Source organism: Zoogloea sp. (assembly GCF_028693495.1).
Taxonomy (GTDB): domain Bacteria; phylum Pseudomonadota; class Gammaproteobacteria; order Burkholderiales; family Rhodocyclaceae; genus Zoogloea.
Genome location: NZ_JAQUVG010000059.1, coordinates 1 through 22,336 on the forward strand (window position 1 = coordinate 1; position 22,336 = coordinate 22,336).

Below are 22,336 nucleotides of genomic sequence, written 5' to 3' on the forward strand. Positions count from 1 at the left end.
TGCGACGACCGGGCCCGGAGCGGCTTCGGTGGCGGCGTTGCTCTGCTCGCCAATCTCCAGTTCGCCCTGCTGCTGGCGTCGGTGCTGCCGGGTTCTTCGTTGCGGCGACCGCCACGACGACCACGACGGCTGCGGCGGCGCTCATTGGCAGCTTCGCCTTCCGCTGTGCTCTGGACTGCGTTGCTCTCGGGGACCGCTGCTACGGCGATTTCCGTCGCCGTGCTCAACTGCTCGGCACTGCTGATGATGCTTTCTGCGTCCGTAGGCTTGGGGGCAGTGTTGCGATTGCGGCCCCGTTCGCCGCGTTCTCCCCGTTCGGGGCGCTCAGCACGTTCGGGGCGCTCTGTGCGTTCAGGACGTTCCGTGCGCTCGGTGTTGCGGGGTTCCCGTTCGGTTCGTTCCTGGCGCTCGCCGCGCGGGCGCTTGTCCCTTTGCTCGGCCTGCGCTTCGCCGTTGGGAGCGTTGCGGATGTTTTCCCGGGGTTCGCGGCTTTCGCTGCGCTCCTCGCGCTGGCCATCCCGGCGACCGCGGCCTCCGTCACGACGACCGTTGCGTTCATTGCGCCCGCGCGTTTCGCGGCGCTGGGGCTCGGGTTGGGCCTGAACGGGGGACGGCGCGGGTGCGGGTGCCGGCTTTTCGCCCCGGAAGAAGGCGAAGATGCGGGCGAGCAGGCCGGGCTGGCTCTCTGGAACGGGCGGGAGGGGCGCTGCTGCGGCCTTGGCCTCGACCACGGGTGCTGGCTGGTCGGGGGTGATGCCCTTGACGGCGGCTTCCTGGCGTACCGGGCGGTCGGTGTTGGCCGACGGCGGGGTATAGGTTTCCTCCGTCGGCTTGCTGGCCATCCGGTAGCTGGGCAGTGAGCCGTCGTCGGAGTTGAGCTGGTCGTGGCGCAGGCGGATGATTTCGTGCTGGGGGGTTTCGAGGTGCCGGTTGGGGATCAGGACCAGGCCGACCTTGTGGCGGATCTCGATTGTGGCGATGTCGTCACGTTTCTCGTTGAGGAGGAAGGTGGCCACGTCGACCGGCACCTGGCAGTGCAGGGCGCCGGTGTTGTCCTTCATGGCTTCCTCTTCGAGAATGCGCAGGATGTGCAGGGCCGACGACTCGGTGCTGCGGATGTGGCCGGTGCCGTTGCAGCGCGGGCAGGGGATGTAGCTGGTCTCGGCAAGGGCCGGGCGTAGGCGCTGGCGGGACAGTTCGAGCAGGCCGAAGCGGCTGATCTTGCCGGTCTGCACGCGGGCGCGGTCGTAGCGCAGGGCGTCACGCAGGCGGTTTTCCACCTCGCGCTGGTTCTTTTGCGACTCCATGTCGATGAAGTCGATGACGATCAGGCCACCGAGGTCGCGCAGGCGCAGCTGGCGGGCCACTTCGTCAGCGGCTTCGCAGTTGGTCTTGAAGGCGGTTTCCTCGATGTCGGCACCGCGGGTGGCGCGGCCGGAGTTCACGTCCACAGAGACCAGGGCCTCGGTGTGGTCGATCACGATGGCGCCGCCGGAGGGCAGGTTGACCTGGCGCGAGTAGGCCGATTCGATCTGGTGCTCGATCTGGAAGCGCGAGAACAGCGGCACGTCATCGTGGTAACGCTTCACGCGATTCACGTTCTGCGGCATCACGTGGGCCATGAACTGGCGCGCCTGCTCGTATACGTCGTCGGTGTCGATCAGGATTTCGCCGATGTCGGGCTGGAAGTAGTCACGGATGGCGCGGATGACCAGGCTGCCCTCCTGGTAAATCAGGAAGGCGCCTGCCTGGGTCTGGGCTGCACCGTCGATGGCACGCCACAGCTGGAGGAGGTAGTTGAGATCCCACTGGAGTTCCTCGGCGTTGCGGCCGATGGCGGCCGTACGGGCGATCAGGCTCATGCCGCCGGGCACCTCGAGCTGGTCCATCACGTCACGCAGTTCGGCGCGCTCGTCACCCTCGACGCGGCGCGAAACGCCGCCGCCCCGGGGGTTGTTGGGCATCAGCACCAGGTAGCGGCCTGCCAGGGAGACGAAAGTGGTGAGGGCTGCTCCCTTGTTGCCACGCTCGTCCTTCTCTACCTGGACGATCAGTTCCTGGCCTTCCTTGAGTGCTTCCTTGATGGACGCACGGCCAGCGTCCACGCCGGGCTGGAAGTAGGCACGGGAAATTTCCTTGAACGGCAGGAAGCCGTGGCGCTCGGCACCGTAGTCCACAAAGGCAGCTTCGAGGCTGGGCTCGATGCGCGTGATGACAGCTTTGTAGATGTTGCTCTTACGTTGTTCCTTGGCGGCCGATTCAATGTCGAGATCGATCAGTTTCTGACCGTCGACAATGGCAACGCGGAGTTCCTCGGCCTGCGTTGCATTGAAGAGCATGCGCTTCATTCGTCTTCTTCTCCCGCGCAGCACACGGGCAGGACGAACCGCACCGCCGCTTTAGCAGCGGCGACTTAGTTTGGCGTTATCGCGACTATCCTTCATCGGGGAATCAAACTAGGTGGGCGGCGGAAAGTTCGTCTATGCACCCTGAACTGCGTCATACGCCAAGGGGGAGGGAGGGAGCCTGCTGCACGACTGGTCTCGCGGTTGCGGTGGGGATCGCATCGTGTGCGATGAGGCCACCGGTCGCGACCTCGGGCTTGCCTTTGGGCTCCATCCGACCCCTGCGTTCAGGGCCGTTGATCTGCGTGTGCGCTGGCGCGCAATTGGTACAAGTTTATTGTCGAATCAAGTACCATCGCCCTCCCTTTGGTCTGGCGATGGACCTTCCTATGGTGTTTTCGGGAGCGGGATAACGCTGGCTTGTACTAAGCGCTGGCCGCCTTGTCTAAGGCTGCCGCGTGGAATCGCTCTGGGGCGGCGCGGGCCGGTGTTGAATTCTGCACAACACGCATGAAGGCAGGCGCGACGCATCAGGACCGAAAAACCGTTGAACAGTATATTTCAAAACCATGGCTTTGAGTAAAGCGCCCGCCGTGAGCCGGGTTTGCGTGGATGACGGCAGTGCAGGTCAGCGCATTGACAATTTTCTTGTACGTCACTGCAAGGGTGTGCCCAAGAGCCACGTTTATCGCATCCTGCGCAGCGGCGAGGTGCGGGTGAACAGCAAGCGGGTGGATCAGACCTATCGCCTCAAGGAAGGCGACGAGGTGCGCATCCCGCCGATCCGTCTGGCGGACAAGCCTGAGGCCGCGCCGGTTCCGATGGGTAAGCCGTTTGAGGTCGTCTACGAGGATGAGGCCCTGCTGGTGCTCGACAAGCCGGCGGGGCTGGCGGTGCACGGGGGCAGCGGCGTCAGCTTCGGGGTCATCGAGCAGCTCCGTCGCCAGCGCCCGGAGGCCAGGTTCCTGGAGTTGGTTCATCGTCTGGACCGGGAAACGTCCGGTCTGCTGATTGTGGCCAAGAAGCGCAGTGCCCTGGTCGTGCTCCACGACATGATGCGGGAGGGGCGGGTGCACAAGCGTTACCTGACCCTGGTGGCTGGGCGCTGGCTCAATCCGCTTCAGCACATCAGGCATCCCCTGTACAAGTACCTGATCGATGGAGGGGAGCGTCGGGTGCGCGTGGCTCCGGAGGGCAAGCCGGCCCATAGTGTGGTCCGTCTGGTGAGGCGCTGGGCAGGTTACAGTCTGGTGGAGGTGGAGCTGAAGACCGGCCGGACCCACCAGATCCGGGTGCATCTGAGCCATTCCGGGTTCCCCTTGTGCGGTGATGACAAATATGGCGACTTTGCCCTCAACAAGCAGCTCGACAAGGATGGTCTCAAGCGCATGTTTCTCCATGCGGCCCGGCTGGAGTTCCGTCATCCCCTGACGGGGGTGCCTGTTGAGCTCTCCTCAGCGCTGCCGGTGGAACTGGAGGCGTTTTTGAGGCATGTGGAGCAGACCCGGGAGAAAGAGCATGGCTAAGCGTTTTGAACTGGTGGTTTTTGACTGGGATGGTACGTTGATGGATTCGGCTGCGGCGATCGTCCGGGCTATTCAGGCGGCCAGTGCGGATCTGGGTTTTCCCGTGCCCCCGGATGAGCGGGCGCGCCACGTGATCGGCCTGGGGCTGGTGGATGCCCTGCGTCATGCCGTGCCCGAACTTCCCGAGTCGGATTATGCGCGGATGGCAGAGCGCTACCGCCACCATTACCTGGCGGGAGATCACGAGCTGACCCTGTTCGAGGGGACGGAGGCCTTGATTGATGATCTTCATCGCCGGGGGTATCTGCTGGCGGTGGCGACGGGCAAGAGCCGCCGGGGTCTGGACCGGGCGCTGGAGGCGACGGGGCTCGGGCGTTTTTTTCATGGGACGCGCTGCGCCGACGAGTCCTTCTCCAAGCCCCATCCGGCCATGCTCCATGAGCTGATGGATGAGCTCGGCGTGGCGGCCGAGGCCTGCCTGATGATCGGGGATACCACCCATGACCTGCTGATGGCCAGGAATGCCGGGGTGGCCGGGCTGGCGGTGAGCTTCGGGGCGCATCCCGTGGCGGAGTTGCTGGCCGCCGGGCCGCTGGCCTGCGTGCACACCCCCGCCGGGTTGCGCTCCTGGCTGGAGCTCAACGGATGATTGGGCAATGAAATGAAGGGGCGCTGGGCGCCCTGCGGAGACCGTCTCCGTACGGCCTGTGGCGCGGGTCAGTCCGCGAGGATCAGGAAGACCGCCGGTCGCTTGGCCAGCTCGGGGGGGGTGGATTTCTTCCAGTCGGCGACGCTACGGGTGTGAATCCACTCCTCGGCGGTGGTGAGGTCCCGGGCGATGCACAGGCGGGTATCCGGCCGGCAGGTGGTACGCAGGGCCTCGAACATCCGCTCGTTGCGGTAAGGGGTCTCGATGAACAGCTGGGTGCGTGAGCAGCGTGCGGACTCCGCTTCCAGTTCGCGGATCCGCTTGTTGCGGGTCTCTTCGTCCACCGGCAGGTAGCCGTGGAAGGCGAAGCTCTGGCCGTTGAGTCCTGAGCCCATCAGGGCAAGGAGGAGGGAAGAGGGGCCGACCAGGGGGGCGACAGGGATCCCTTTTTCGTGTGCCCGGCGCACCAGAAGGGCGCCTGGGTCGGCCACCGCAGGGCAGCCTGCCTCGGACATCAGGCCGCAGTCCTGCCCTGCGAGCAGCGGTGCAAGGAGGGTGTCCAGATCAGACTGGCGGGGTTTGTCGGGGAGCTCCCGGATATCCAGGTCCCGGAGTGGGGTGGGGTGTTCCAGGCGCTTGAGTTCGGCCCGGGCCGTTTTGGCGTTTTCGACGACAAAGTAGTTGAGGCTGCGGGCGCGCCCGGCCACGTCGGCCGGTGTGGTCAGCTGAGTCGGGGCCGGGCCGAGGCTGACGGGGATGAGATAGAGGGTTCCAGTGCGCATGGTCAGGGCAGGGCGATGCCTTCGTTGCGCAGCATGCGGGCGAGTGCGATCAGTGGCAGGCCAACCAGCGCATTGGGGTCGTCGCCGGAGAGGGCGTCGAGCAGCGTGATCCCGAGCCCTTCTGATTTGGCGCTGCCGGCGCAGTCCAGAGGGCGCTCCTTGTGCACGTAGCGTACGATTTCGTCGTCCGCGAGGGTGCGGAAGCGGACTTCGGTGGGTACGTTTTCCAGTTGATGTGAGCCGGTGCGGGTGTTGAGCAAGGCCAGGGCCGTGTGGAAAATGACCGTGCGCCCACTCATGGACTGGAGCTGGGCAATCGCGCGCTCCACGGTGCCTGGCTTGCCGAAGCGCTGCTCGTCCATGCAGGCGACCTGGTCGCTGCCGATGATCAGGGCGTCCGGGAACTGGCTGGCCACGGCCCTGGCCTTTGCAACGGCCAGCCGTTCTGCGGTGGCCCGGGGGCTTTCTCCGTTGAGGGGAGATTCATCCAGGTCGGGGCGGGCGATTTCAAAGGGGAGGTCGAAGCGCTTCAGGAGTTCCCGGCGGTAAGCCGAGGTGGAGGCAAGCACAAGTTTCATGGGGATAGGTGTCGTGAGACAGGCGTCACAATGACGGTGCAGGGTTTTGACACGGGGGGCCGAAAATAATATCATGCCGCGCTTATGTCGCAAGAACGCTTCGTGATTGACCTGCGGGCCCTGGCCAGAGATGGCCGCAGCGTGCAGGCAAAGGTGCCCGTCAAGAGCCTTGGCCGTTTGGTCGAGTCTCTGCTGGAGCCTGTCGGTGAAGTGGCTTTCGAGTTTCAGGGTGAGCGTGACGACGAAGGCAAGCTCTACGTCGATCTGCAGATCCAGGGTGACCTGGTGTTGCAGTGCCAGCGCTGTCTTGAGGCTTTGGTGTGGCCCTGTCGGGTCAGCAATCGCCTTCTCCTTCTGCGCCCGGGTGAGGCATTGCCGGAAGATGAACTGGAGAACGATGAGGTGGATGCCCTTGAGGCAGAGCCTCACACCGATCTGCTGGCCCTGGTCGAGGACGAGTTGATTCTCGCCGTGCCCCTGGTGCCCCGCCACGAGAATTGCGAACCCCCGGTCAAGACCGGTGTTGATGAAGAGATTTCGCCCTTCGCCGTCCTGCGTCAGCTGCGTGGCAAGGTTTAAGTATTCCTCAAGGAGTGTTTCATGGCTGTCCAACAGAACAAGAAGTCCCCGTCCAAGCGCGGTATGCACCGTTCCCACGATTTTCTGGTGGCCCCCCCGCTGGCCATCGAGCCGACCACGGGCGAAGTGCACCTGCGTCACCACGTGTCGCCCTCCGGCGTCTATCGTGGCAAGAAGGTTGCCAAGGCCAAGGGCGAGTAATCCCCTCCTGGTCCGGAAGCGGCGCGATGCACCTGAGGTGCTCGCGCCGTTTTTACACATGTACCCTTATATTCGTGCCGAATGACTGTCACCCTGGCAATTGACTGCATGGGGGGCGACCACGGCCCCTCGGTGACCGTGCCGGCAGCCCTGCATTTCATGCGGGTTGATCGGGATACCCGGATCGTCCTGGTAGGGCGGCCGGAGGCCATCGAACCGCATCTGGGCACTGCCCAGGCCGAATTTGGCGAACGTCTGCGCATCCATCGGGCAACCGAGGTGGTGGGTATGGACGAGTCACCGGCGCTGGCCATGCGCAACAAGAAAGACTCGTCGATGCGGGTCTCGGTCAATCTCGTCAAGGACGGGGAGGCCCAGGCTGCGGTATCCGCCGGCAATACGGGCGCGCTGATGGCGATCTCCCGCTTTGTCCTCAAGACCCTTCCCGGTATCGACCGGCCGGCAATCTGCAGCACGCTGCCGACCCTGCGCGGACAGACCCATGTCCTCGATCTGGGCGCCAATGTGGATTGCTCACCCGAACATCTCCTGCAGTTTGGCATCATGGGTGCCATGCTGGTGGCTGCTGTGGAGCACAACGAGCGCCCGAGCGTGGGTCTGCTCAACATCGGCGAGGAAGAAATCAAGGGCAACGAAGTGGTCAAGCAGGCGGGAGAGTTGCTGCGCAACAGTGGTCTCAACTTCTACGGCAACGTGGAAGGCAATGACATCTACAAAGGCACGGTTGATGTGGTCGTCTGCGATGGTTTTGTCGGTAACGTAGCCCTCAAGACCTCCGAGGGGCTGGCCCAGATGATGGCGACCTTCCTGCGTGAGCAGTTTTCCCGCAACTGGATGACCAAGCTGGCGGCGGTCTTTGCCATGTCTGCCCTCAAAGGCTTCAAGCACAAGGTGGATTCGCGCCGCTACAACGGTGCGGCCTTGCTCGGCCTGCGCGGGGTGGTGGTCAAGAGCCATGGCTCGGCGGATGCCTTTGCCTTCGAGCAGGCCATCTGGCGGGCAGCCGAGGCGGCCCGCAACCGACTCATCGAACGCATCAGCGAGCGCATGGAGCGCGAAAGGTCTGCCGCATGATCCACGCACGCGTCGCCGGGACGGGCAGCTTCCTGCCCGGCAAGCCTGTTACCAATGATGATCTGGTGGCCCGGGGGATTGATACCTCGGACGAATGGATTGCCGGGCGCACCGGCATCCGTGCCCGCCACCTCGCCGATCCCGATGTGACGGCCAGCCAGCTGGCCTATGAGGCGAGTGTTCGCGCCATTGAGGCGGCGGGCTGTCGGCCCAACGACATTGATCTGGTGATCGTTGCCACGTCCACCCCGGACTACATCTTTCCAAGTACTGCGGCACTCCTGCAGGCCCGGCTTGGCATTACCAGCGGCGCTGCGGCCTTTGATCTGCAGGCCGTGTGTACTGGCTTCGCCTATGCCCTGGCGACCGCTGAAAAGTTCATCCGCTCCGGTAGTCATCAGCGAGCGCTGGTGGTGGGTGCTGAAGTATTTTCCCGGATTCTGGATTGGGACGACCGCGGTACCTGCGTCCTGTTCGGCGATGGTGCCGGTGCCGTCATCCTTGAAGCCTCGGAGCGTCCGGGCATTCTGGCAACGGCCCTCCATGCGGATGGCAGTCACAATCCCATCCTGTGCGTTCCGGGGCAGGTCAGCCGCGGTCAGGTCACGGGTGATCCCTTCCTGCGCATGGATGGTCAGGCGGTCTTCAAGTTTGCCGTCAAGGTGCTCGGCGAAGTCGCCCGTGAAGTGGTCGATCAGGCCGGCCTCTCCCTGGATCAGGTGGACTGGCTGATTCCTCATCAGGCCAACATCCGCATCATCCAGGCCACCGGCAAGCGCCTCGGGCTGCCGATGGAGCGGGTCATCACCACGGTGGCGCAGCACGGCAACACCTCCGCGGCCTCAATTCCGCTGGCACTCGACCTGGCGGTCCGGGATGGCCGCGTTCAGCGCGGGCATCGCCTTCTCCTTGAAGGGGTGGGCGGTGGCTTCACTTGGGGTGCCGTACTGCTTGAGTTCTGAGCATTTCCAATCCGTCGTGCTTCACACGCCAAACCTAAAAGGCAGGGAATGATGAATTTTGCTTTCGTATTTCCGGGGCAGGGCTCCCAGTCGGTCGGCATGATGACGGCCTACGGCGCGTCGGCCGTGATCCGCCAGACCTTCGCCGAGGCGTCCGAGGCCCTTGGCCAGGATCTGTGGCAGATGGTGATCGATGGCCCCGCCGAGCTGCTGGCCCAGACCGTCAATACCCAGCCGCTGATGCTCACTGCGGGCGTCGCCGTTTATCGTGAATGGATTGCCCGTGGTGGTGCGCTTCCTGCGCTGGTTGCCGGTCACAGCCTCGGTGAGTACTCGGCCCTCGTCGCTGCCGGCGCCCTGGATTTTGCCGAAGCCGTCCGGCTGGTGCGCCTGCGGGCCCAGGCCATGCAGGAGGCCGTGCCCGCCGGTGAGGGTGCCATGGCGGCGCTGCTGGGGCTGGATGAGGCTGCAGCTGCCGAAGCCTGTGCCGAGGCCGCCCAGGGGGACGTGGTGTCTGCGGCCAACCTCAATAGTCCCGGTCAGATCGTCATTGCCGGCAGCAAGGCCGCGGTTGAGCGTGCCATTGCAGCAGCCAAGGCCAGGGGAGCCAAGCGCGCCGTGCTGCTGCCGGTCAGTGCGCCGTTCCACTGTGATCTGATGAAGCCTGCTGCCGAGCGCCTTCAGGCCCGTCTGGCCGGGCTCGAGGTCCGGGTGCCGTCCATTCCTGTGCTCAATAATGTGGATGTGGCCGTTGAGGATCAGCCCGCGCGCATCAAGGATGCGCTGGTGCGCCAGGCCTACTCTCCTGTGCGCTGGATCGAGATCGTCCAGGCAATTGCGCGCCGTGGTGCGACCCATGTGTTTGAATGTGGCCCGGGCAAGGTGCTGGCCGGCATGACCAAGCGTATCGAAGGCAGCCTGCAGGGTGGAGCGATCGCCGATGGGGCGAGCCTGGAAGATGTTTTGAAGATGACGGGGGAAGCATGAGTCAGGTTCTGCAAGGCCAGGTCGCTCTGGTGACCGGCGCATCCCGGGGGATTGGTCGTGCCATTGCTCTCGAATTGGGTCGTCTCGGAGCCACCGTGATTGGCACCGCCACCTCGGAAGGCGGCGCCGCTGACATCCAGGCGGGCTTGCAGGCGGCGGGTATCGCAGGCCAGGGGCTTGCCCTGGATGTGACCAGTCCCGAAGCGTGCGAGACAGCCATCGCCGCGATCGAGAAGGCGCATGGTGCAGTCGGGATTCTGGTGAACAACGCCGGCATCACCCGCGACAACCTGGCCATGCGCATGAAGGATGCCGAGTGGGACGCGGTCATCGAGACCAATCTGAAGGCGGTCTTCCGCATGTCCAAGCTGGTCATGCGTGGCATGATGAAAGCCCGTACGGGTCGCATCATCAACATCACCTCGGTGGTCGGGAGCTCCGGAAACCCGGGGCAGGCCAACTACGCTGCTGCCAAGGCCGGTGTGGCGGGCATGACCCGAGCGCTGGCCCAGGAGCTGGGCAGCCGCAACATTACGGTCAATTGCGTGGCGCCAGGCTTCATCGACACGGACATGACCAAAGAGTTGCCCGAGGCCCAGCGCGAGGCCCTGGCCGGCAAGATTGCCCTGGGTCGCCTGGGTCGGCCCGAGGAAATTGCTGGCGTGGTGGGCTTTCTGGCATCCCCCGCAGCATCCTATGTGACGGGGGCAACCCTGCACGTGAACGGCGGCATGTACATGGCGTAAATCTCGCCGTGCTGGCGAGGGTGCGTGTTTTTGGTAGAATGCGGGGGTTTTTGAATTTACCCGCACAACTGGGAAGGAGTTACACACATGGAAAACATCGAACAACGCGTCAAGAAAATCGTTGCCGAACAACTCGGCGTGAACGAATCCGAAATCAAGAACGAATCCTCTTTCGTGGACGATCTGGGCGCTGATTCCCTCGATACCGTCGAGCTGGTCATGGCCCTCGAAGAAGAGTTCGAGTGCGAGATCCCCGATGAAGAAGCCGAGAAGATCACCAGCGTTCAGCAGGCGATCGACTACGTCACCGCTCACCTGAACAAGTAAGACTCCCGGAGCCTGCCTTGACCCGTCGTAGAGTCGTAGTAACCGGCCTGGGCGTCATTTCGCCGGTCGGCAACACCGTGCCTGAAGCCTGGGACGCCATCATCAATGGCCGTTCCGGGATCGGAGAGATCACCCGCTTCGATACTTCCGCCTGTCCGGTCAAGATTGCCGGGGAGGTCAGGAATTTCGATCTCGCGGCATATCTTTCTCCGAAAGAGGCACGCCGCATGGATGGTTTCATCCATTACGGGCTTGCTGCGGGCATTCAGGCTTTCCGTGATTCGGGCATCGAGGTGACCGAGGAGAATGCCCACCGGATCGGTGTCAATATCGGTTCGGGCATCGGCGGCTTGCCGATGATCGAGGAGACGCACAACGATTTCCTCGCCGGCGGTCCCCGCAAGATTTCCCCCTTCTTCATTCCCGGCACGATCATCAACATGATCTCCGGCAACCTGTCGATCATGTTCGGCCTGAAGGGGCCGAACCTGGCGGTGGTAACCGCCTGTACCACGGGCTTGCATGCCATTGGCGGCAGTGCCCGGATGATCGAATACGGTGATGCGGACGTAATGGTCTGTGGTGGAGCCGAGTCCACCGTGACGCCACTGGCGGTAGGCGGCTTTGCCTCAGCCAAGGCCTTGTCCACCCGCAACGACGATCCGACCACCGCCAGCCGTCCCTGGGACAAGGGGCGTGACGGCTTCGTTCTTGGCGAAGGTGCGGGTGTGGTGGTGCTCGAAGAATATGAGCATGCGGTCAGGCGCGGCGCACGAATTTATGCCGAGCTGGCTGGTTTTGGCATGAGCGGTGACGCCTACCACATGACCGCACCGAACACCGATGGTCCCCGGCGCAGCATGGTCAGCGCTCTGCAGAACGCAGGTGTCAATCCGGATCAGGTCAGCTACCTCAATGCCCACGGCACGTCCACGCCCCTCGGTGACAAGAACGAGACCGAAGCCATCAAGCTGGCGTTCGGTGCTGACGTGGCCAAGGGGCTGGTGGTTAACTCCACCAAGTCGATGACCGGTCATCTGTTGGGAGGGGCCGGTGGTCTTGAGTCGGTGCTGACCGTCCTGGCGGTCTATCACCAGGTGTCCCCGCCGACCATCAACCTCTTCGAGCAGGATCCCGAGTGTGATCTTGACTACTGTGCCAACGTGGCCCGTCCGATGAAGATCGATGTGGCAATGAAAAACAACTTCGGATTTGGCGGAACCAACGGTACCCTGGTTTTCCGCAAGATCTGAGCGGGCGCGTGCACGGTGAGCCGTGCCCGATGATCTGCATTGAACCCAGGCCGTCCCGGCTGCTGGCTACTTTTCTGGTAGTCCTGCATGCCGCGACGGCCTTGGCCTTTTTGTCGGTGCTGGGGGTGACGCCGCTTTTCCTGGGGATGCTGACGCTGCTGGTGCTCTCCCTGGCCAGAGCACTGGACCAGGCTTTCCGGCAAGGGATATGCCTGTTTCTGAGAGGGGATGGCTGTCTCGCCCTTGTGGCAGATGGGCCGCCAATTCCCCTGGCCCCAGCGACTGTAGTGGCGTCCAGGGGGGTGTGGCTGGTCTGGCGAGACGATGCTTCAGGCCGGAGACGTACCTGCCTGCTTCTTGCGGATCAGCTGGCGCCGGACGTCTGGCGCCAGTTGCAGATCTGGGCCCGGCTGCGGGCTGTCCGGCCGCAGGAGGCGCCCGCTGACGAGGGGCGCCCTTAGCACGTGCTCTTGCGGCGACGCGGTGGGCGGAGCACCGTGTCGCGGGCCTTGGGCAAGGTTTGGGGATAGTCCCGGCTGAAGTGCAGGCCACGACTTTCCTGGCGCTGGAGGGCACAACGAACGATCAGGTCGGCGGTAACGACCAGATTGCGCAGTTCGATCAGGTCGTTGGAAACCCGGAAGTGGCTGTAAAATTCGTCGATTTCCCGGGCCAGCAAGCGGATCCGGTGCTGGGCCCGCTGGAGGCGCTTGTTGGTCCGCACGATACCCACGTAGTCCCACATGAAGCGCCGCAGTTCGTCCCAGTTGTGAGAGATCACGATGGACTCGTCTGAATCCGTGACCCGGCTCTCGTCCCACTGGGGGAGTGCCGTGGCCTGGGCGCGCGGATGAGCCAGGATGTGGGCGGCGGCAGACTCGCTGAAGGCGAGGCATTCCAGCAGGGAGTTGCTGGCCAGCCGGTTGGCGCCGTGCAGCCCGGTACAGGCGGTTTCGCCGATGGCATAGAGGCCGGCCACGTCGGTCCGTGCGTGCAGGTCGGTGACGATCCCGCCACAGGAGTAGTGAGCGGCAGGGACCACTGGAATCGGCTGGCGTGTGATGTCGATGCCGAGTTCCGCGCAACGGGCGAGGATGTTGGGAAAGTGCTCCTGCAGGAAGTCGGCGGGTTTGTGGCTGATGTCCAGGAAGACGCAGTCCAGGCCGTGTTTCTTCATTTCAAAGTCGATGGCCCGGGCGACCACGTCGCGAGGAGCGAGTTCTTCCCGGGGGTCGTGCTCGGGCATGAAACGGCTGCCGTCAGGACGTCGCAGCAGCCCTCCCTCTCCACGCACGGCTTCGGAAATGAGGAAGGATTTGGCCTGGGGATGGTAGAGGCAGGTTGGATGGAACTGGATGAATTCCATGTTGGCCACCCGGCATCCAGCCCGCCAGGCCATTGCGACGCCATCTCCAGTCGCGGTGTCGGGGTTGGTCGTGTACAGATAAACCTTGCCCGCTCCGCCCGTGGCCAACACCGTGTGACGGGCAGCAAAGGTGCGGACCTCGTCCTTTTCGATGTCCAGAACATAGGCGCCGAGGCAGCCTTCGCCGGGGCGCCCGATCTTGTCACCGGTGATCAGATCCACGGCAATGTGCTGTTCGAAGATCTGTATGTTGGGGTGCCTGCGTACCCGTTCGGTCAGGGTAGCCTGGACTGCAGCGCCCGTGGCGTCGGCCACGTGAATGACCCGGCGCGCTCCATGGCCGCCTTCGCGGGTCAGGTGATAACCAATGGGCGAGTTGCTGTCGGGCGTGAAGGGTACGCCCTGATCAATCAGCCAGCGGATGGCTCGAGGGCCGTTCTCGACGACGAAGCGGGTGGCCTGGTCTGAGCACAGCCCAGCCCCTGCCGTATGGGTGTCGGCCACATGGGCTTCGGTGTTGTCGGTGGGGTCGAGAACGGCAGCAATGCCGCCCTGGGCCCAGGCGCTGGCGCTGTCTTCCAGGCTACGTTTGGTGACGAGGGCGATCTTGAGTTTGTCGGCCAGGCGCAGGGCCAGGGATTGTCCGGCAAGGCCGCTGCCCAGAATCAGGACATCAAAAGCAGTCACTTCGGAGGGGTTGCCGCGGGGGGCGAAAATACGGAAAGGCGACTATAGCATGGGGCAGCCAGGGGCTGCGGCCCACCTGCCCGCTGCTTCAGATGCCCCTGCTTGCGACTGAACTATGTGAAAAAGGGGTGGTCGGAGCTAGGCAAGGCGAGTTTGGAAGGTCTCGCGGTATACTCCGGGATCAGTGACCGTCCGGGTCACAACACAGAGAAGGTGTACGTCCCCCGACCATGAGTGATCGCGAAATTGACCAGCTGCTGGTCGAGCGTGTGCAGCGTGGAGACAAGCAGGCTTTCGGCCTGCTGGTTTCCAAGTATCAGCGCAAGCTTGGCCGGCTGCTGTCGAGACTGATCCGAGACCCTGCCGAAGTGGAGGATGTCGCCCAGGAAACGTTCATCAAGGCCTACCGTGCCCTGCCAGCGTTTCGGGGAGACAGTGCCTTCTACACATGGCTTTACCGTATCGGGATCAATACTGCCAAGAACTATCTCGTTTCCCAGGGGCGTCGCGCGCCCACCTCCACGGATTTTGACTCGGAAGAGGCGGAAACCTTCGAGGAGGGCGACCAGCTTCGGGACATAAACACGCCCGAGCGCCTTCTCATGACCAAACAGATCGGTGAAACGGTCAATGTGGCCATGGAAGCACTGCCGGATGAGTTGAGGACTGCGATTGTTCTCCGGGAAATCGAGGGTTTGAGCTATGAGGAGATCGCCACGATCATGGAGTGCCCCATAGGCACGGTTCGCTCGCGGATTTTCCGTGCGCGGGAAGCTATTTCTGAAAAGCTCAAGCCGTTGCTCGATACGGCTCCGAATAAAAGGTGGTAAGACGATGAAAGAGAAAGTTTCTGCCCTTCTCGACGGCGCGCTGGACGAGGTCGCTTCAGCAAGGATGCTTGATTCCCTCAAGAGGGACGGTGCCCTGCGCAAGGAGTGGGATAGCTATTGCCTCATCGGGGATGCCTTGCGTGAAGAAGCGCCCCTGTCGTCGGACTTCACCAGCAAGGTGATGCTCAGCCTGCAGGATGAGCCTGTGGTGCTGGCACCCGTCTCCAGGGAAGGCAGCCGTGGCTGGATCACGCATCTGATGCCGATTGCTGCGTCGGTGATGGGGGTGGCTGCTGTGGGGTGGGTGGCGATGGTGCTCAATGGAAACAGTCAGGGGCCTGTGCAGATTGCAGGGGCCCCCAAGGCCCCGGTGTCGGTGGCTGCGGCCGCTCCCGTGCTGAAGTCGGGCGTTGTACCGGTCAATGCGGAAGTTTCCGATCGGGAGTACCTCTTTGCCCATCAATCCCTGGCTCCGTCGCCGGGCATGCCGGGCGTGGCCCATTATGTTCGCACTGTTTCGGATACCGCCCCGGCCGGCAAGTGATGAAGCGAATTTTCTGTATGGTGGCAGCCTCGGTTGCCTGTTGTGGAGCGGCGCTGGCCCAGACTCCGGCAGATCCCATTACCTGGCTGGGGAGAATTTCCAGCGCCGCGCACAAGCTGAACTACACGGGAACCTTCACCTACCAGAGCGGCAAGAACGTGGAGACTTCCCGAATCGCTCATCTGGTGGATGCCACAGGGGAATACGAGCGCCTCGAGACTCTGGATGGCAGTCCCCGTGAAGTCGTGCGCAGCAATGACGAAGTCCAGTGCGCGCTGCCGGAGCAGAAGCTGTTGATCGTTGATCAGGTGGCCGGACGGCGCAGCTTCCCGGCCCGCCTGCCCCGGTCGCCCGCAGATCTGGCCGAGCACTATCGCATCCGCAAGGGTGAGGTGGGCCGGGTTGCCGGGATGGAGAGTCAGCAGATCATCCTTGAACCCAAGGATGACATGCGTTACGGCCATCACCTGTGGGCCGATGCTGCATCCGGACTGCTGCTGCGGGCCAAGTTGGTGAACGACAAGGGTGAGGCCATAGAGCAATTCGGATTTACCGAAGTGACCATTGGCAACACGGTCGACAAGGATAAGGTTCGTCCCCGTTTCGTGCGTTCTGCGGAGTGGAAGGTGGTCAATGCCCGGGGTAACGACATCCGGATGGATGACATCGGCTGGACCTTCCGCAACACGATCCCCGGCTTCCGTCAGGTGGTTTCCGTCCTGCGCCACACCCGCAAGGACAGGGGACAGGTTTATCACGTGGTGTTTTCCGACGGGCTGGCAGCCATATCCGTGTTCATCGAGCCTGTTTCGACCCGGAGCGCTCAAAGCGGCATGAGTGCCTCAGGGGCTTTCGGCATTTTCCGGCGTACGGTGGGTGACCACCTGATCACCGTGCTCGGTGAGGTGCCGCCCCAGGCACTGATGCGTGTCGCCGACGGCGTCGAGATGCGGAAGCGTTGATGCGGGTGGAAGGTACTGTCCGGTCCGTTGATCTGGATCATGCCCTGGTGGACGTGGGGATCGCCCGGGGATGTGGGCGTTGTCACGAGCCGGGTGGCTGCGGTGGAGTGAATATCGCCAGCCCCATGATGGCGGCGACCAGATCGCTGCGGATTCGCAACACCATCGGCGCCCGGCCGGGGGAGACGGTTGACGTGGTGATTGAAGAGGGTCTCCCCTTGAACGCAGCGCTCCGGGTGTATGGTTTGCCCCTGGCGGGCATCTTGCTGGGCGCAGCCCTGGGGGTGGCCGTCACGTCCTCCGGCAATGGCGATCTGCTGGCGGCCCTGGGTGCCTTGTCGGGAGGGGTGTGTGGCGCGCTTGTCGGGCGCAGGATGAAGGGTCTGCCGGGCAGGGGGACGCCTCCCCTGCGACTGGAGCGGGCTGTGGGCGGGGTAGGGAGTTGTACGCGATGATGGATTTTTTTTCGAGCCGCTTGCGGCTGTTGGCACTGATTTCAGTGTTGTTGCTGCCCCCCGCAGTGTTTGCAGCTCCTCCGGGCGGAAGTCCTGGGCGCGATTTGCCGGACTTCGCCGGGCTGGCCGAACGGCAGGGGGCTGCCGTCGTCAATATCAGCTCGACCCAGGCGGTGCGCCAGGGCAGGGCAGGGATGCCGGGCCTTGAAGACGATGACCCCATGTTCGATTTCTTCCGCCGGTTTGCTCCCCGTCATCCCGGGGGGCCACGCATGGAGCCGGACAATCGTTCGTTGGGTTCGGGCTTCATCATTTCCAGCGATGGCTACATTCTGACCAACGCCCACGTAGTCGATGCTGCCGACGAAATCATCGTCAAGCTCACTGACAAACGGGAGTTCCGGGCCCGTCTGATGGGTGCCGATCCACGCACCGACGTGGCACTCCTGAAGATTGACGCGACGGGTCTGCCGCGGCTCACCCTCGGAGATCCGGGGCGGTTGAGGGTGGGAGACTGGGTGGTGGCGATCGGCTCTCCTTTTGGCTTCGATAATTCCGTGACTGCGGGGATCGTCAGTGCCAAGGGGCGATCCCTGCCACAGGAAAATTTCGTTCCCTTCATTCAGACGGACGTGGCGATCAATCCTGGAAATTCCGGCGGCCCCCTGTTCAACCTTAAAGGTGAGGTCGTCGGCATCAATTCCCAGATCTACAGCCGCACCGGTGGATTCATGGGGCTCTCCTTCGCCATTCCCATCGATGTAGCGATGGATGTACAGAGCCAGCTGAGGAATCAGGGCCGCGTCCAGCGCGGGCGTATTGGCGTCACGATCCAGGAGGTCTCCAAGGAACTGGCGGATGGCTTTGGTCTGGTCAAGCCCATGGGAGCGCTGGTCAACCTGGTGGAGAAAGGCAGCCCGGCGGACAAGGCCGGTTTCGAGCAGGGCGATATCGTCCTGCGCTTCGACGGCAAGCCGGTGAATGTCTCCAGCGACCTGCCGCGTCTGGTGGGGAGTACACGCCCCGGCAGTCGGGTCGTGGCTCAGTTATGGCGCAAGGGGGGAGTGCGGGAGGTGAGCGTGCAGGTGGCAGAGCTGCCGGAGGACAAGTCCCGCAAGATGGCCAGCAAGACCCTGCGCCCGGAGCCCGCAGCGCCCAACAAACTGGGTATTCTTGTGTCCGATCCGAATGCAGAGCAGCGCCGGGAGCGCAAGATGGCTTCCGGTGGTGTCCTGGTGGAGGCCCTGCGCAGCCCCGCGGCCCGTGCATCCGAAATTCAGTCCGGGGATGCCATCCTCGCCCTGGTGGTCAAGGGAGTGCGTACCGAGGTCCACTCGGCGGATCATTTCAACAGGCTTGTGGCCAGTCTGGAGGCCAGCCAGCCGGTGACGCTGCTGGTCCTGCGGGGTGAGTTTCAGACCTTCGTGCCGGTACGAACCCTTGAACGCTGACACGACCCTGACCGTTCTTAGCCGGCAATGGTGCCACCTTTGCCACGATCTCATGGATGCCCTCGAACCGCTGCGGGCGGAACTGGGTTTCGTGGTGGAGGTTGTCGACGTGGATGCCTTCCCTGAACTGGAGGCCCGCTGGAGTGAGCTGGTGCCGGTAGTGCTGGTGGGCGACGTGGAGTTGTGCCACCACTTCCTCGATGCTGCCGCGATCCGTCAGCATTTCCGTCAGCGTATCGGTTAGAATCCAAGTCCTTGCCAGGCAAACAAAATTTATAGGGGTGCCCGACGGCACCCTTTTTCATGGCCCACATGCAACACATCAGAAACTTTTCGATCATCGCCCACATCGACCACGGTAAATCCACCCTGGCCGACCGGATCATTCAACTCTGCGGCGGCCTGTCCTCCCGGGAAATGGAAGCGCAGGTTCTCGACTCGATGGACATCGAGCGGGAGCGCGGCATTACCATCAAGGCCCAGACGGCAGCACTCAGCTACCGCGCCCGGGATGGTCAGATCTACAACCTGAACCTCATCGACACCCCGGGGCATGTGGACTTCTCCTATGAAGTTTCCCGCTCTCTGGCCGCCTGCGAAGGTGGTCTGCTGGTGGTGGATGCTTCCCAGGGGGTCGAGGCCCAGACCGTCGCAAACTGCTATACCGCGCTCGATCAGGGCGTTGAGGTGGTTCCTGTCCTTAACAAGATGGACCTGCCTCAGGCCAACCCGGACGGTGCCAAGCAGGAAATCGAGGATGTGATCGGGATTGACGCAAGCGCCGCGATCCCGTGTTCGGCCAAGACCGGCATGGGGGTGGAAGACATCCTCGAGGCGGTGATCGCCCGCATCCCGCCCCCCAAGGGCGACCCAGATGCGCCCCTCAAGGCGCTGATCATCGACTCGTGGTTTGACAACTACGTGGGCGTGGTGATGCTGGTGCGGGTGGTGGACGGCGCCCTCAAGCCCAAGGACAGGATTCAGTTCATGTCCAACGGTGCCCAGCACCTGTGCGAGCAGGTGGGCGTGTTCACCCCCAAGTCCCTGCCACGGGAAAGCCTGTCCGCCGGGCAGGTCGGGTTCATCATTGCCGGCATCAAGGAGCTGAAGTCCGCCAAGGTGGGGGACACGATCACCTTGGTGAACCGCAAGGCAGAAGCGCCCCTGGCGGGCTTCAAGGAAATCAAGCCCCAGGTGTTTGCCGGCCTCTATCCGGTGGAGTCCAACGAGTACGACCAGCTTCGCGAATCCCTCGAAAAGCTGCGTCTCAATGACGCATCCCTGCAGTTCGAGCCGGAAGTCTCTCAGGCGCTCGGCTTCGGATTCCGTTGCGGCTTCCTCGGACTGCTCCACATGGAGATTGTCCAGGAGCGGCTGGAGCGGGAATTCGACATGAACCTGATCACCACGGCGCCCACCGTGGTGTACGAGGTGCTCATGAAGGACGGTGTGGTGGAGCAGATTTCCAATCCCTCGCGTCTGCCGGATCTGTCCAAGATCGAGGAGATCCGTGAGCCCATCATCAAGGCCACCATTTTCCTTCCCCAGGATTACGTGGGCGCCGTGATCACCCTGTGCAACCAGAAGCGGGGCGCCCAGGTGGACATGCTGTATCACGGCCGTCAGGTGCAGCTGGTCTACGACATGCCCATGAACGAGGTTGTCATGGATTTCTTCGACAAGCTGAAGTCCGTTTCCCGGGGCTACGCTTCCCTGGATTACGAGTTCAAGGAGTACCGTCCCGCCGATCTGGTCAAGCTGGACGTGCTGGTCTCCAGCGAGAAGGTGGATGCCCTGTCGATCATCGTGCACCGGGCCAACTCCCAGTACCGGGGCCGCGAACTGGTGGCCAAGCTGCGCGAGCTCATTCCGCGCCAGATGTTCGATGTGGCCATTCAGGCCGCCATCGGTTCCAACATCGTGGCCCGGGAGACCATCAAGGCCCTGCGCAAGAACGTGCTGGCCAAGTGTTACGGCGGCGACATCACGCGGAAGAAGAAGCTCCTCGAGAAGCAGAAGGAGGGCAAGAAGCGGATGAAGCAGGTGGGTAACGTGGAGATCCCGCAGGAGGCCTTCCTGGCCGTGTTGCGGGTGGATGAAGGCAAGTGAGCCGGCGATGTCCGTACCTGGAGTGATGGTGTGAATTTCGCATTGATTCTTTTCATCCTGCTGGTGGTTTCTGGCCTGCTGTGGGCCCTTGACCGTTTCGTGGCCCGCAAACGCCGGGCCGCCGGAGCGCCGTCGCCCTGGTGGGTCGAGTACGGGGCCAGTTTCTTCCCGGTGATCCTGGTGGTGTTCTTCCTGCGCTCTTTTGTGGTGGAACCCTTCAAGATCCCGTCCGGTTCCATGATTCCGACTTTGCTGGTGGGCGACTTCATCCTGGTCAACAAGTGGACCTACGGCATCCGTCTCCCGGTAATCAACAAGAAGATCATCGAGGTGAATGAGCCCCAGCGGGGTGATGTGATGGTCTTCCGTTTTCCGGCGGACCCTTCTCTGGATTACATCAAGCGGGTGGTGGGATTGCCGGGGGACAAGGTAGCCTATGAAGACAAGAGGCTCACGATCAACGGTCAGGCGGTTTCCACGACGGCCCAAGGCGACTACCTCCATGCGGATCGTCTTTACTACTCACCCCGTTTCAGCGAAAGGCTCGGCAAGGTAGAGCATGACGTCATCGTGGAGAACGACGCGCCGCCCTTTGTTTCCCAGATCACCTCATACCCATTTCGGGAAAACTGCACCTATACTAGCCGCGGGCTGTCCTGCACGGTCCCGGCAGGTCACTACTTCATGATGGGTGACAATCGGGATGGCAGTTTCGATAGTCGCGGCTGGGGTTTTGTGCCGGAGGCCAACATCGTCGGCAAGGCCTTTTTCATCTGGTTCAACTTCAGCGATCTGAAACGCATCGGAAGCTTCCACTGATGATGACGCGTCACAAGCAATCTGGCCTGAGCCTGATCGGGACCCTGTTCGTCGGGGCGGTACTCGTGTGTGTGCTGCTGGTGGGATTGAAGCTGATACCCGTGGTGACGGAGTACATCGCCATCAAAAGGGCCATCAACGCGCTAGCAACCGGTGCCGATCCCATGACGGCCACGGTTGCCGGCCTGCGCAGTGATTTTGCCAGGCGTGCCATCGTGGATGACATCAGCAGTGTCAGCGGTACGGACCTCGACATCACCAAGGAAGACGGCAAGGTCGTCATCTCCGTGGAATACGCCCGGAAAGTGCCTCTGGCAGCCAACGTGAGTTTGCTGATCGATTTCTCGGCCACGAGCAAGCCGGATGGCAAGTAGGCAGTTCATGAAACTGGATGCAGTCCAAAAGGCCATCGGCCATGTGTTCGCCCGCCCGGAACTGTTGCAGCAGGCGCTGACCCATCGCAGTTATGGCACACCCAACAACGAGCGCCTGGAGTTCCTGGGTGACAGCGTGCTTAACTGCGTCACCGCCCTGGCCTTGTTCGAGCGCTTCAGCAGCCTGAAGGAAGGGGAGCTTTCCCGTCTCCGGGCCAATCTGGTGCGCCAGGAGGCTCTGCACCGGCTGGCCAACACCCTTGACCTGGGGGATTACCTGCGCCTGGGCGAAGGGGAAATGCGCAGTGGTGGGCATCGGCGTCCTTCCATTCTCGCCGACGCCCTGGAGGCCGTATTGGCCGCCGTTTATCTGGATGCAGGTTTCGCTGCCGCCAAGGGGGTCATTGATGGCTTGTATGCCGGAATGCTGGCTGAACTGGATCCGAGCCGTGCCCTGAAAGATCCCAAGACCGCTCTCCAGGAGTGGCTGCAGGGGCGGCGCATGCCACTGCCCAGATATGCCCTCGCCGACACCCGCGGCGAAGCCCACCAACAGGAATTCGAGGTCGAGTGTGAAATCGCCGGCCTCGGCCTCAAGACCCGCGGCATCGGCGTGAGTCGCCGCGCTGCCGAACAGCAGTCCGCCCAGCGGGCGCTGGAACTCCTTCCCAAGCAATGAGCGAAATCAGCAATAGCGCCGACACGCCCC

General features: G+C 62.9%; 25 protein-coding genes. 21 read left to right on the forward strand and 4 right to left on the reverse strand.

Translation table 11 applies throughout. The features are described from left to right. On the reverse strand, window positions 1–2,348 hold a 2,348-nt coding region (locus PHD22_RS10700), incomplete at its 3' end, for an Rne/Rng family ribonuclease (protein ID WP_299866237.1). Between the two features lie 566 nt (window positions 2,349–2,914). Between PHD22_RS10700 and PHD22_RS10705 the strand changes: the two genes are divergently transcribed. Further along, window positions 2,915–3,871, forward strand: coding sequence for an RluA family pseudouridine synthase (locus tag PHD22_RS10705; RefSeq protein WP_299866240.1), 957 nt, complete (start codon window positions 2,915–2,917; stop codon window positions 3,869–3,871). Further along, entirely contained in the window at window positions 3,864–4,520 is a 657-nt protein-coding gene (locus PHD22_RS10710) for an HAD-IA family hydrolase (RefSeq protein ID WP_299866243.1), read from the forward strand. The genes PHD22_RS10705 and PHD22_RS10710 overlap by 8 nt, the downstream gene beginning before the upstream one ends. Window positions 4,521–4,588: 68 nt before the next feature. On the opposite strand, the gene PHD22_RS10715 is transcribed toward PHD22_RS10710, so the two are convergent. Then, window positions 4,589–5,302, reverse strand: coding sequence for an SAM-dependent methyltransferase (locus tag PHD22_RS10715; protein WP_299866246.1), 714 nt, complete (start codon window positions 5,300–5,302; stop codon window positions 4,589–4,591). A 2-nt stretch (window positions 5,303–5,304) separates the two neighbouring features. Continuing rightward, window positions 5,305–5,880 carry a Maf family nucleotide pyrophosphatase gene (locus tag PHD22_RS10720; protein ID WP_299866249.1) on the reverse strand — a complete coding sequence of 192 codons (576 nt, stop codon included), beginning with the start codon at window positions 5,878–5,880 and terminating at the stop codon, window positions 5,305–5,307. Between the two features lie 84 nt (window positions 5,881–5,964). On the opposite strand from PHD22_RS10720, the gene PHD22_RS10725 reads away from it, so the two are divergent. The 9 genes from PHD22_RS10725 to PHD22_RS10765 all read left to right on the forward strand — a co-directional run bounded on the left by PHD22_RS10725 (window position 5,965) and on the right by PHD22_RS10765 (window position 12,491). Next, the gene (locus tag PHD22_RS10725; RefSeq protein ID WP_299866252.1) at window positions 5,965–6,459 is read left to right on the forward strand and encodes a YceD family protein; all 495 of its coding nucleotides are present in this window, start codon (window positions 5,965–5,967) and stop codon (window positions 6,457–6,459) included. A gap of 21 nt (window positions 6,460–6,480) precedes the next feature. Beyond that, window positions 6,481–6,660 (forward strand): 50S ribosomal protein L32, encoded by a 180-nt coding sequence (gene rpmF, locus PHD22_RS10730; protein ID WP_299866254.1) that lies wholly within the window; start codon window positions 6,481–6,483, stop codon window positions 6,658–6,660. Window positions 6,661–6,741: 81 nt separating this feature from the next. After that, complete coding sequence (plsX, locus tag PHD22_RS10735) at window positions 6,742–7,755, forward strand: phosphate acyltransferase PlsX (protein ID WP_299866257.1); 1,014 nt, start codon at window positions 6,742–6,744, stop codon at window positions 7,753–7,755. Next, window positions 7,752–8,717 (forward strand): beta-ketoacyl-ACP synthase III, encoded by a 966-nt coding sequence (locus tag PHD22_RS10740; protein ID WP_299866260.1) that lies wholly within the window; start codon window positions 7,752–7,754, stop codon window positions 8,715–8,717. Before plsX ends, PHD22_RS10740 begins: the two co-directional genes overlap by 4 nt. 51 nt (window positions 8,718–8,768) lie before the next feature. Continuing rightward, entirely contained in the window at window positions 8,769–9,704 is a 936-nt protein-coding gene (fabD, locus tag PHD22_RS10745) for an ACP S-malonyltransferase (RefSeq protein ID WP_299866301.1), read from the forward strand. Next, window positions 9,701–10,450 (forward strand): 3-oxoacyl-ACP reductase FabG, encoded by a 750-nt coding sequence (gene fabG / locus PHD22_RS10750; RefSeq protein ID WP_299866263.1) that lies wholly within the window; start codon window positions 9,701–9,703, stop codon window positions 10,448–10,450. The genes fabD and fabG overlap by 4 nt, the downstream gene beginning before the upstream one ends. An 87-nt stretch (window positions 10,451–10,537) precedes the next feature. After that, a complete protein-coding gene (acpP, locus tag PHD22_RS10755; RefSeq protein WP_299866266.1) occupies window positions 10,538–10,777 on the forward strand; it encodes an acyl carrier protein in 240 nt (79 codons plus the stop codon). Between the two features lie 17 nt (window positions 10,778–10,794). After that, entirely contained in the window at window positions 10,795–12,030 is a 1,236-nt protein-coding gene (gene fabF / locus PHD22_RS10760) for a beta-ketoacyl-ACP synthase II (RefSeq protein WP_299866269.1), read from the forward strand. A gap of 29 nt (window positions 12,031–12,059) precedes the next feature. Next, window positions 12,060–12,491 (forward strand): protein YgfX, encoded by a 432-nt coding sequence (locus tag PHD22_RS10765; RefSeq protein ID WP_299866271.1) that lies wholly within the window; start codon window positions 12,060–12,062, stop codon window positions 12,489–12,491. Here PHD22_RS10765 and nadB read toward each other — a convergent pair. After that, window positions 12,488–14,083: an L-aspartate oxidase gene (nadB, locus tag PHD22_RS10770; RefSeq protein WP_299866274.1), complete on the reverse strand. Its 1,596-nt coding sequence runs from the start codon at window positions 14,081–14,083 to the stop codon at window positions 12,488–12,490. The genes PHD22_RS10765 and nadB overlap by 4 nt on opposite strands. Before the next feature lie 230 nt (window positions 14,084–14,313). Here nadB and rpoE point away from each other — a divergent pair, with 230 nt between their 5' ends. The 10 genes from rpoE (at window position 14,314) to rnc (ending at window position 22,306) form a co-directional block, all read left to right on the forward strand. After that, window positions 14,314–14,913: an RNA polymerase sigma factor RpoE gene (rpoE, locus tag PHD22_RS10775; RefSeq protein ID WP_299866277.1), complete on the forward strand. Its 600-nt coding sequence runs from the start codon at window positions 14,314–14,316 to the stop codon at window positions 14,911–14,913. A 4-nt stretch (window positions 14,914–14,917) separates the two neighbouring features. Next, on the forward strand, window positions 14,918–15,457 hold the full coding sequence (locus PHD22_RS10780) for a sigma-E factor negative regulatory protein (RefSeq protein WP_299866280.1): 540 nt from the start codon (window positions 14,918–14,920) through the stop codon (window positions 15,455–15,457). Beyond that, entirely contained in the window at window positions 15,457–16,419 is a 963-nt protein-coding gene (locus PHD22_RS10785; protein ID WP_299866283.1) for a MucB/RseB C-terminal domain-containing protein, read from the forward strand. The genes PHD22_RS10780 and PHD22_RS10785 overlap by 1 nt, the downstream gene beginning before the upstream one ends. Before the next feature lie 5 nt (window positions 16,420–16,424). Further along, window positions 16,425–16,874 (forward strand): SoxR reducing system RseC family protein, encoded by a 450-nt coding sequence (locus PHD22_RS10790; RefSeq protein ID WP_299866286.1) that lies wholly within the window; start codon window positions 16,425–16,427, stop codon window positions 16,872–16,874. Between the two features lie 104 nt (window positions 16,875–16,978). Next, complete coding sequence (locus PHD22_RS10795; protein ID WP_366520724.1) at window positions 16,979–18,325, forward strand: DegQ family serine endoprotease; 1,347 nt, start codon at window positions 16,979–16,981, stop codon at window positions 18,323–18,325. 52 nt (window positions 18,326–18,377) lie between these two features. Continuing rightward, entirely contained in the window at window positions 18,378–18,569 is a 192-nt protein-coding gene (locus tag PHD22_RS10800; protein ID WP_299866289.1) for a glutaredoxin family protein, read from the forward strand. A gap of 68 nt (window positions 18,570–18,637) precedes the next feature. Then, window positions 18,638–20,434: a translation elongation factor 4 gene (lepA, locus tag PHD22_RS10805; RefSeq protein ID WP_299866307.1), complete on the forward strand. Its 1,797-nt coding sequence runs from the start codon at window positions 18,638–18,640 to the stop codon at window positions 20,432–20,434. 30 nt (window positions 20,435–20,464) lie between these two features. Beyond that, a complete protein-coding gene (lepB, locus tag PHD22_RS10810) occupies window positions 20,465–21,253 on the forward strand; it encodes a signal peptidase I (protein WP_299866292.1) in 789 nt (262 codons plus the stop codon). Then, complete coding sequence (locus PHD22_RS10815; RefSeq protein WP_299866295.1) at window positions 21,253–21,627, forward strand: DUF4845 domain-containing protein; 375 nt, start codon at window positions 21,253–21,255, stop codon at window positions 21,625–21,627. The genes lepB and PHD22_RS10815 overlap by 1 nt, the downstream gene beginning before the upstream one ends. A gap of 7 nt (window positions 21,628–21,634) precedes the next feature. Beyond that, complete coding sequence (gene rnc / locus PHD22_RS10820) at window positions 21,635–22,306, forward strand: ribonuclease III (protein WP_299866298.1); 672 nt, start codon at window positions 21,635–21,637, stop codon at window positions 22,304–22,306. Window positions 22,307–22,336 lie beyond the last annotated feature (30 nt).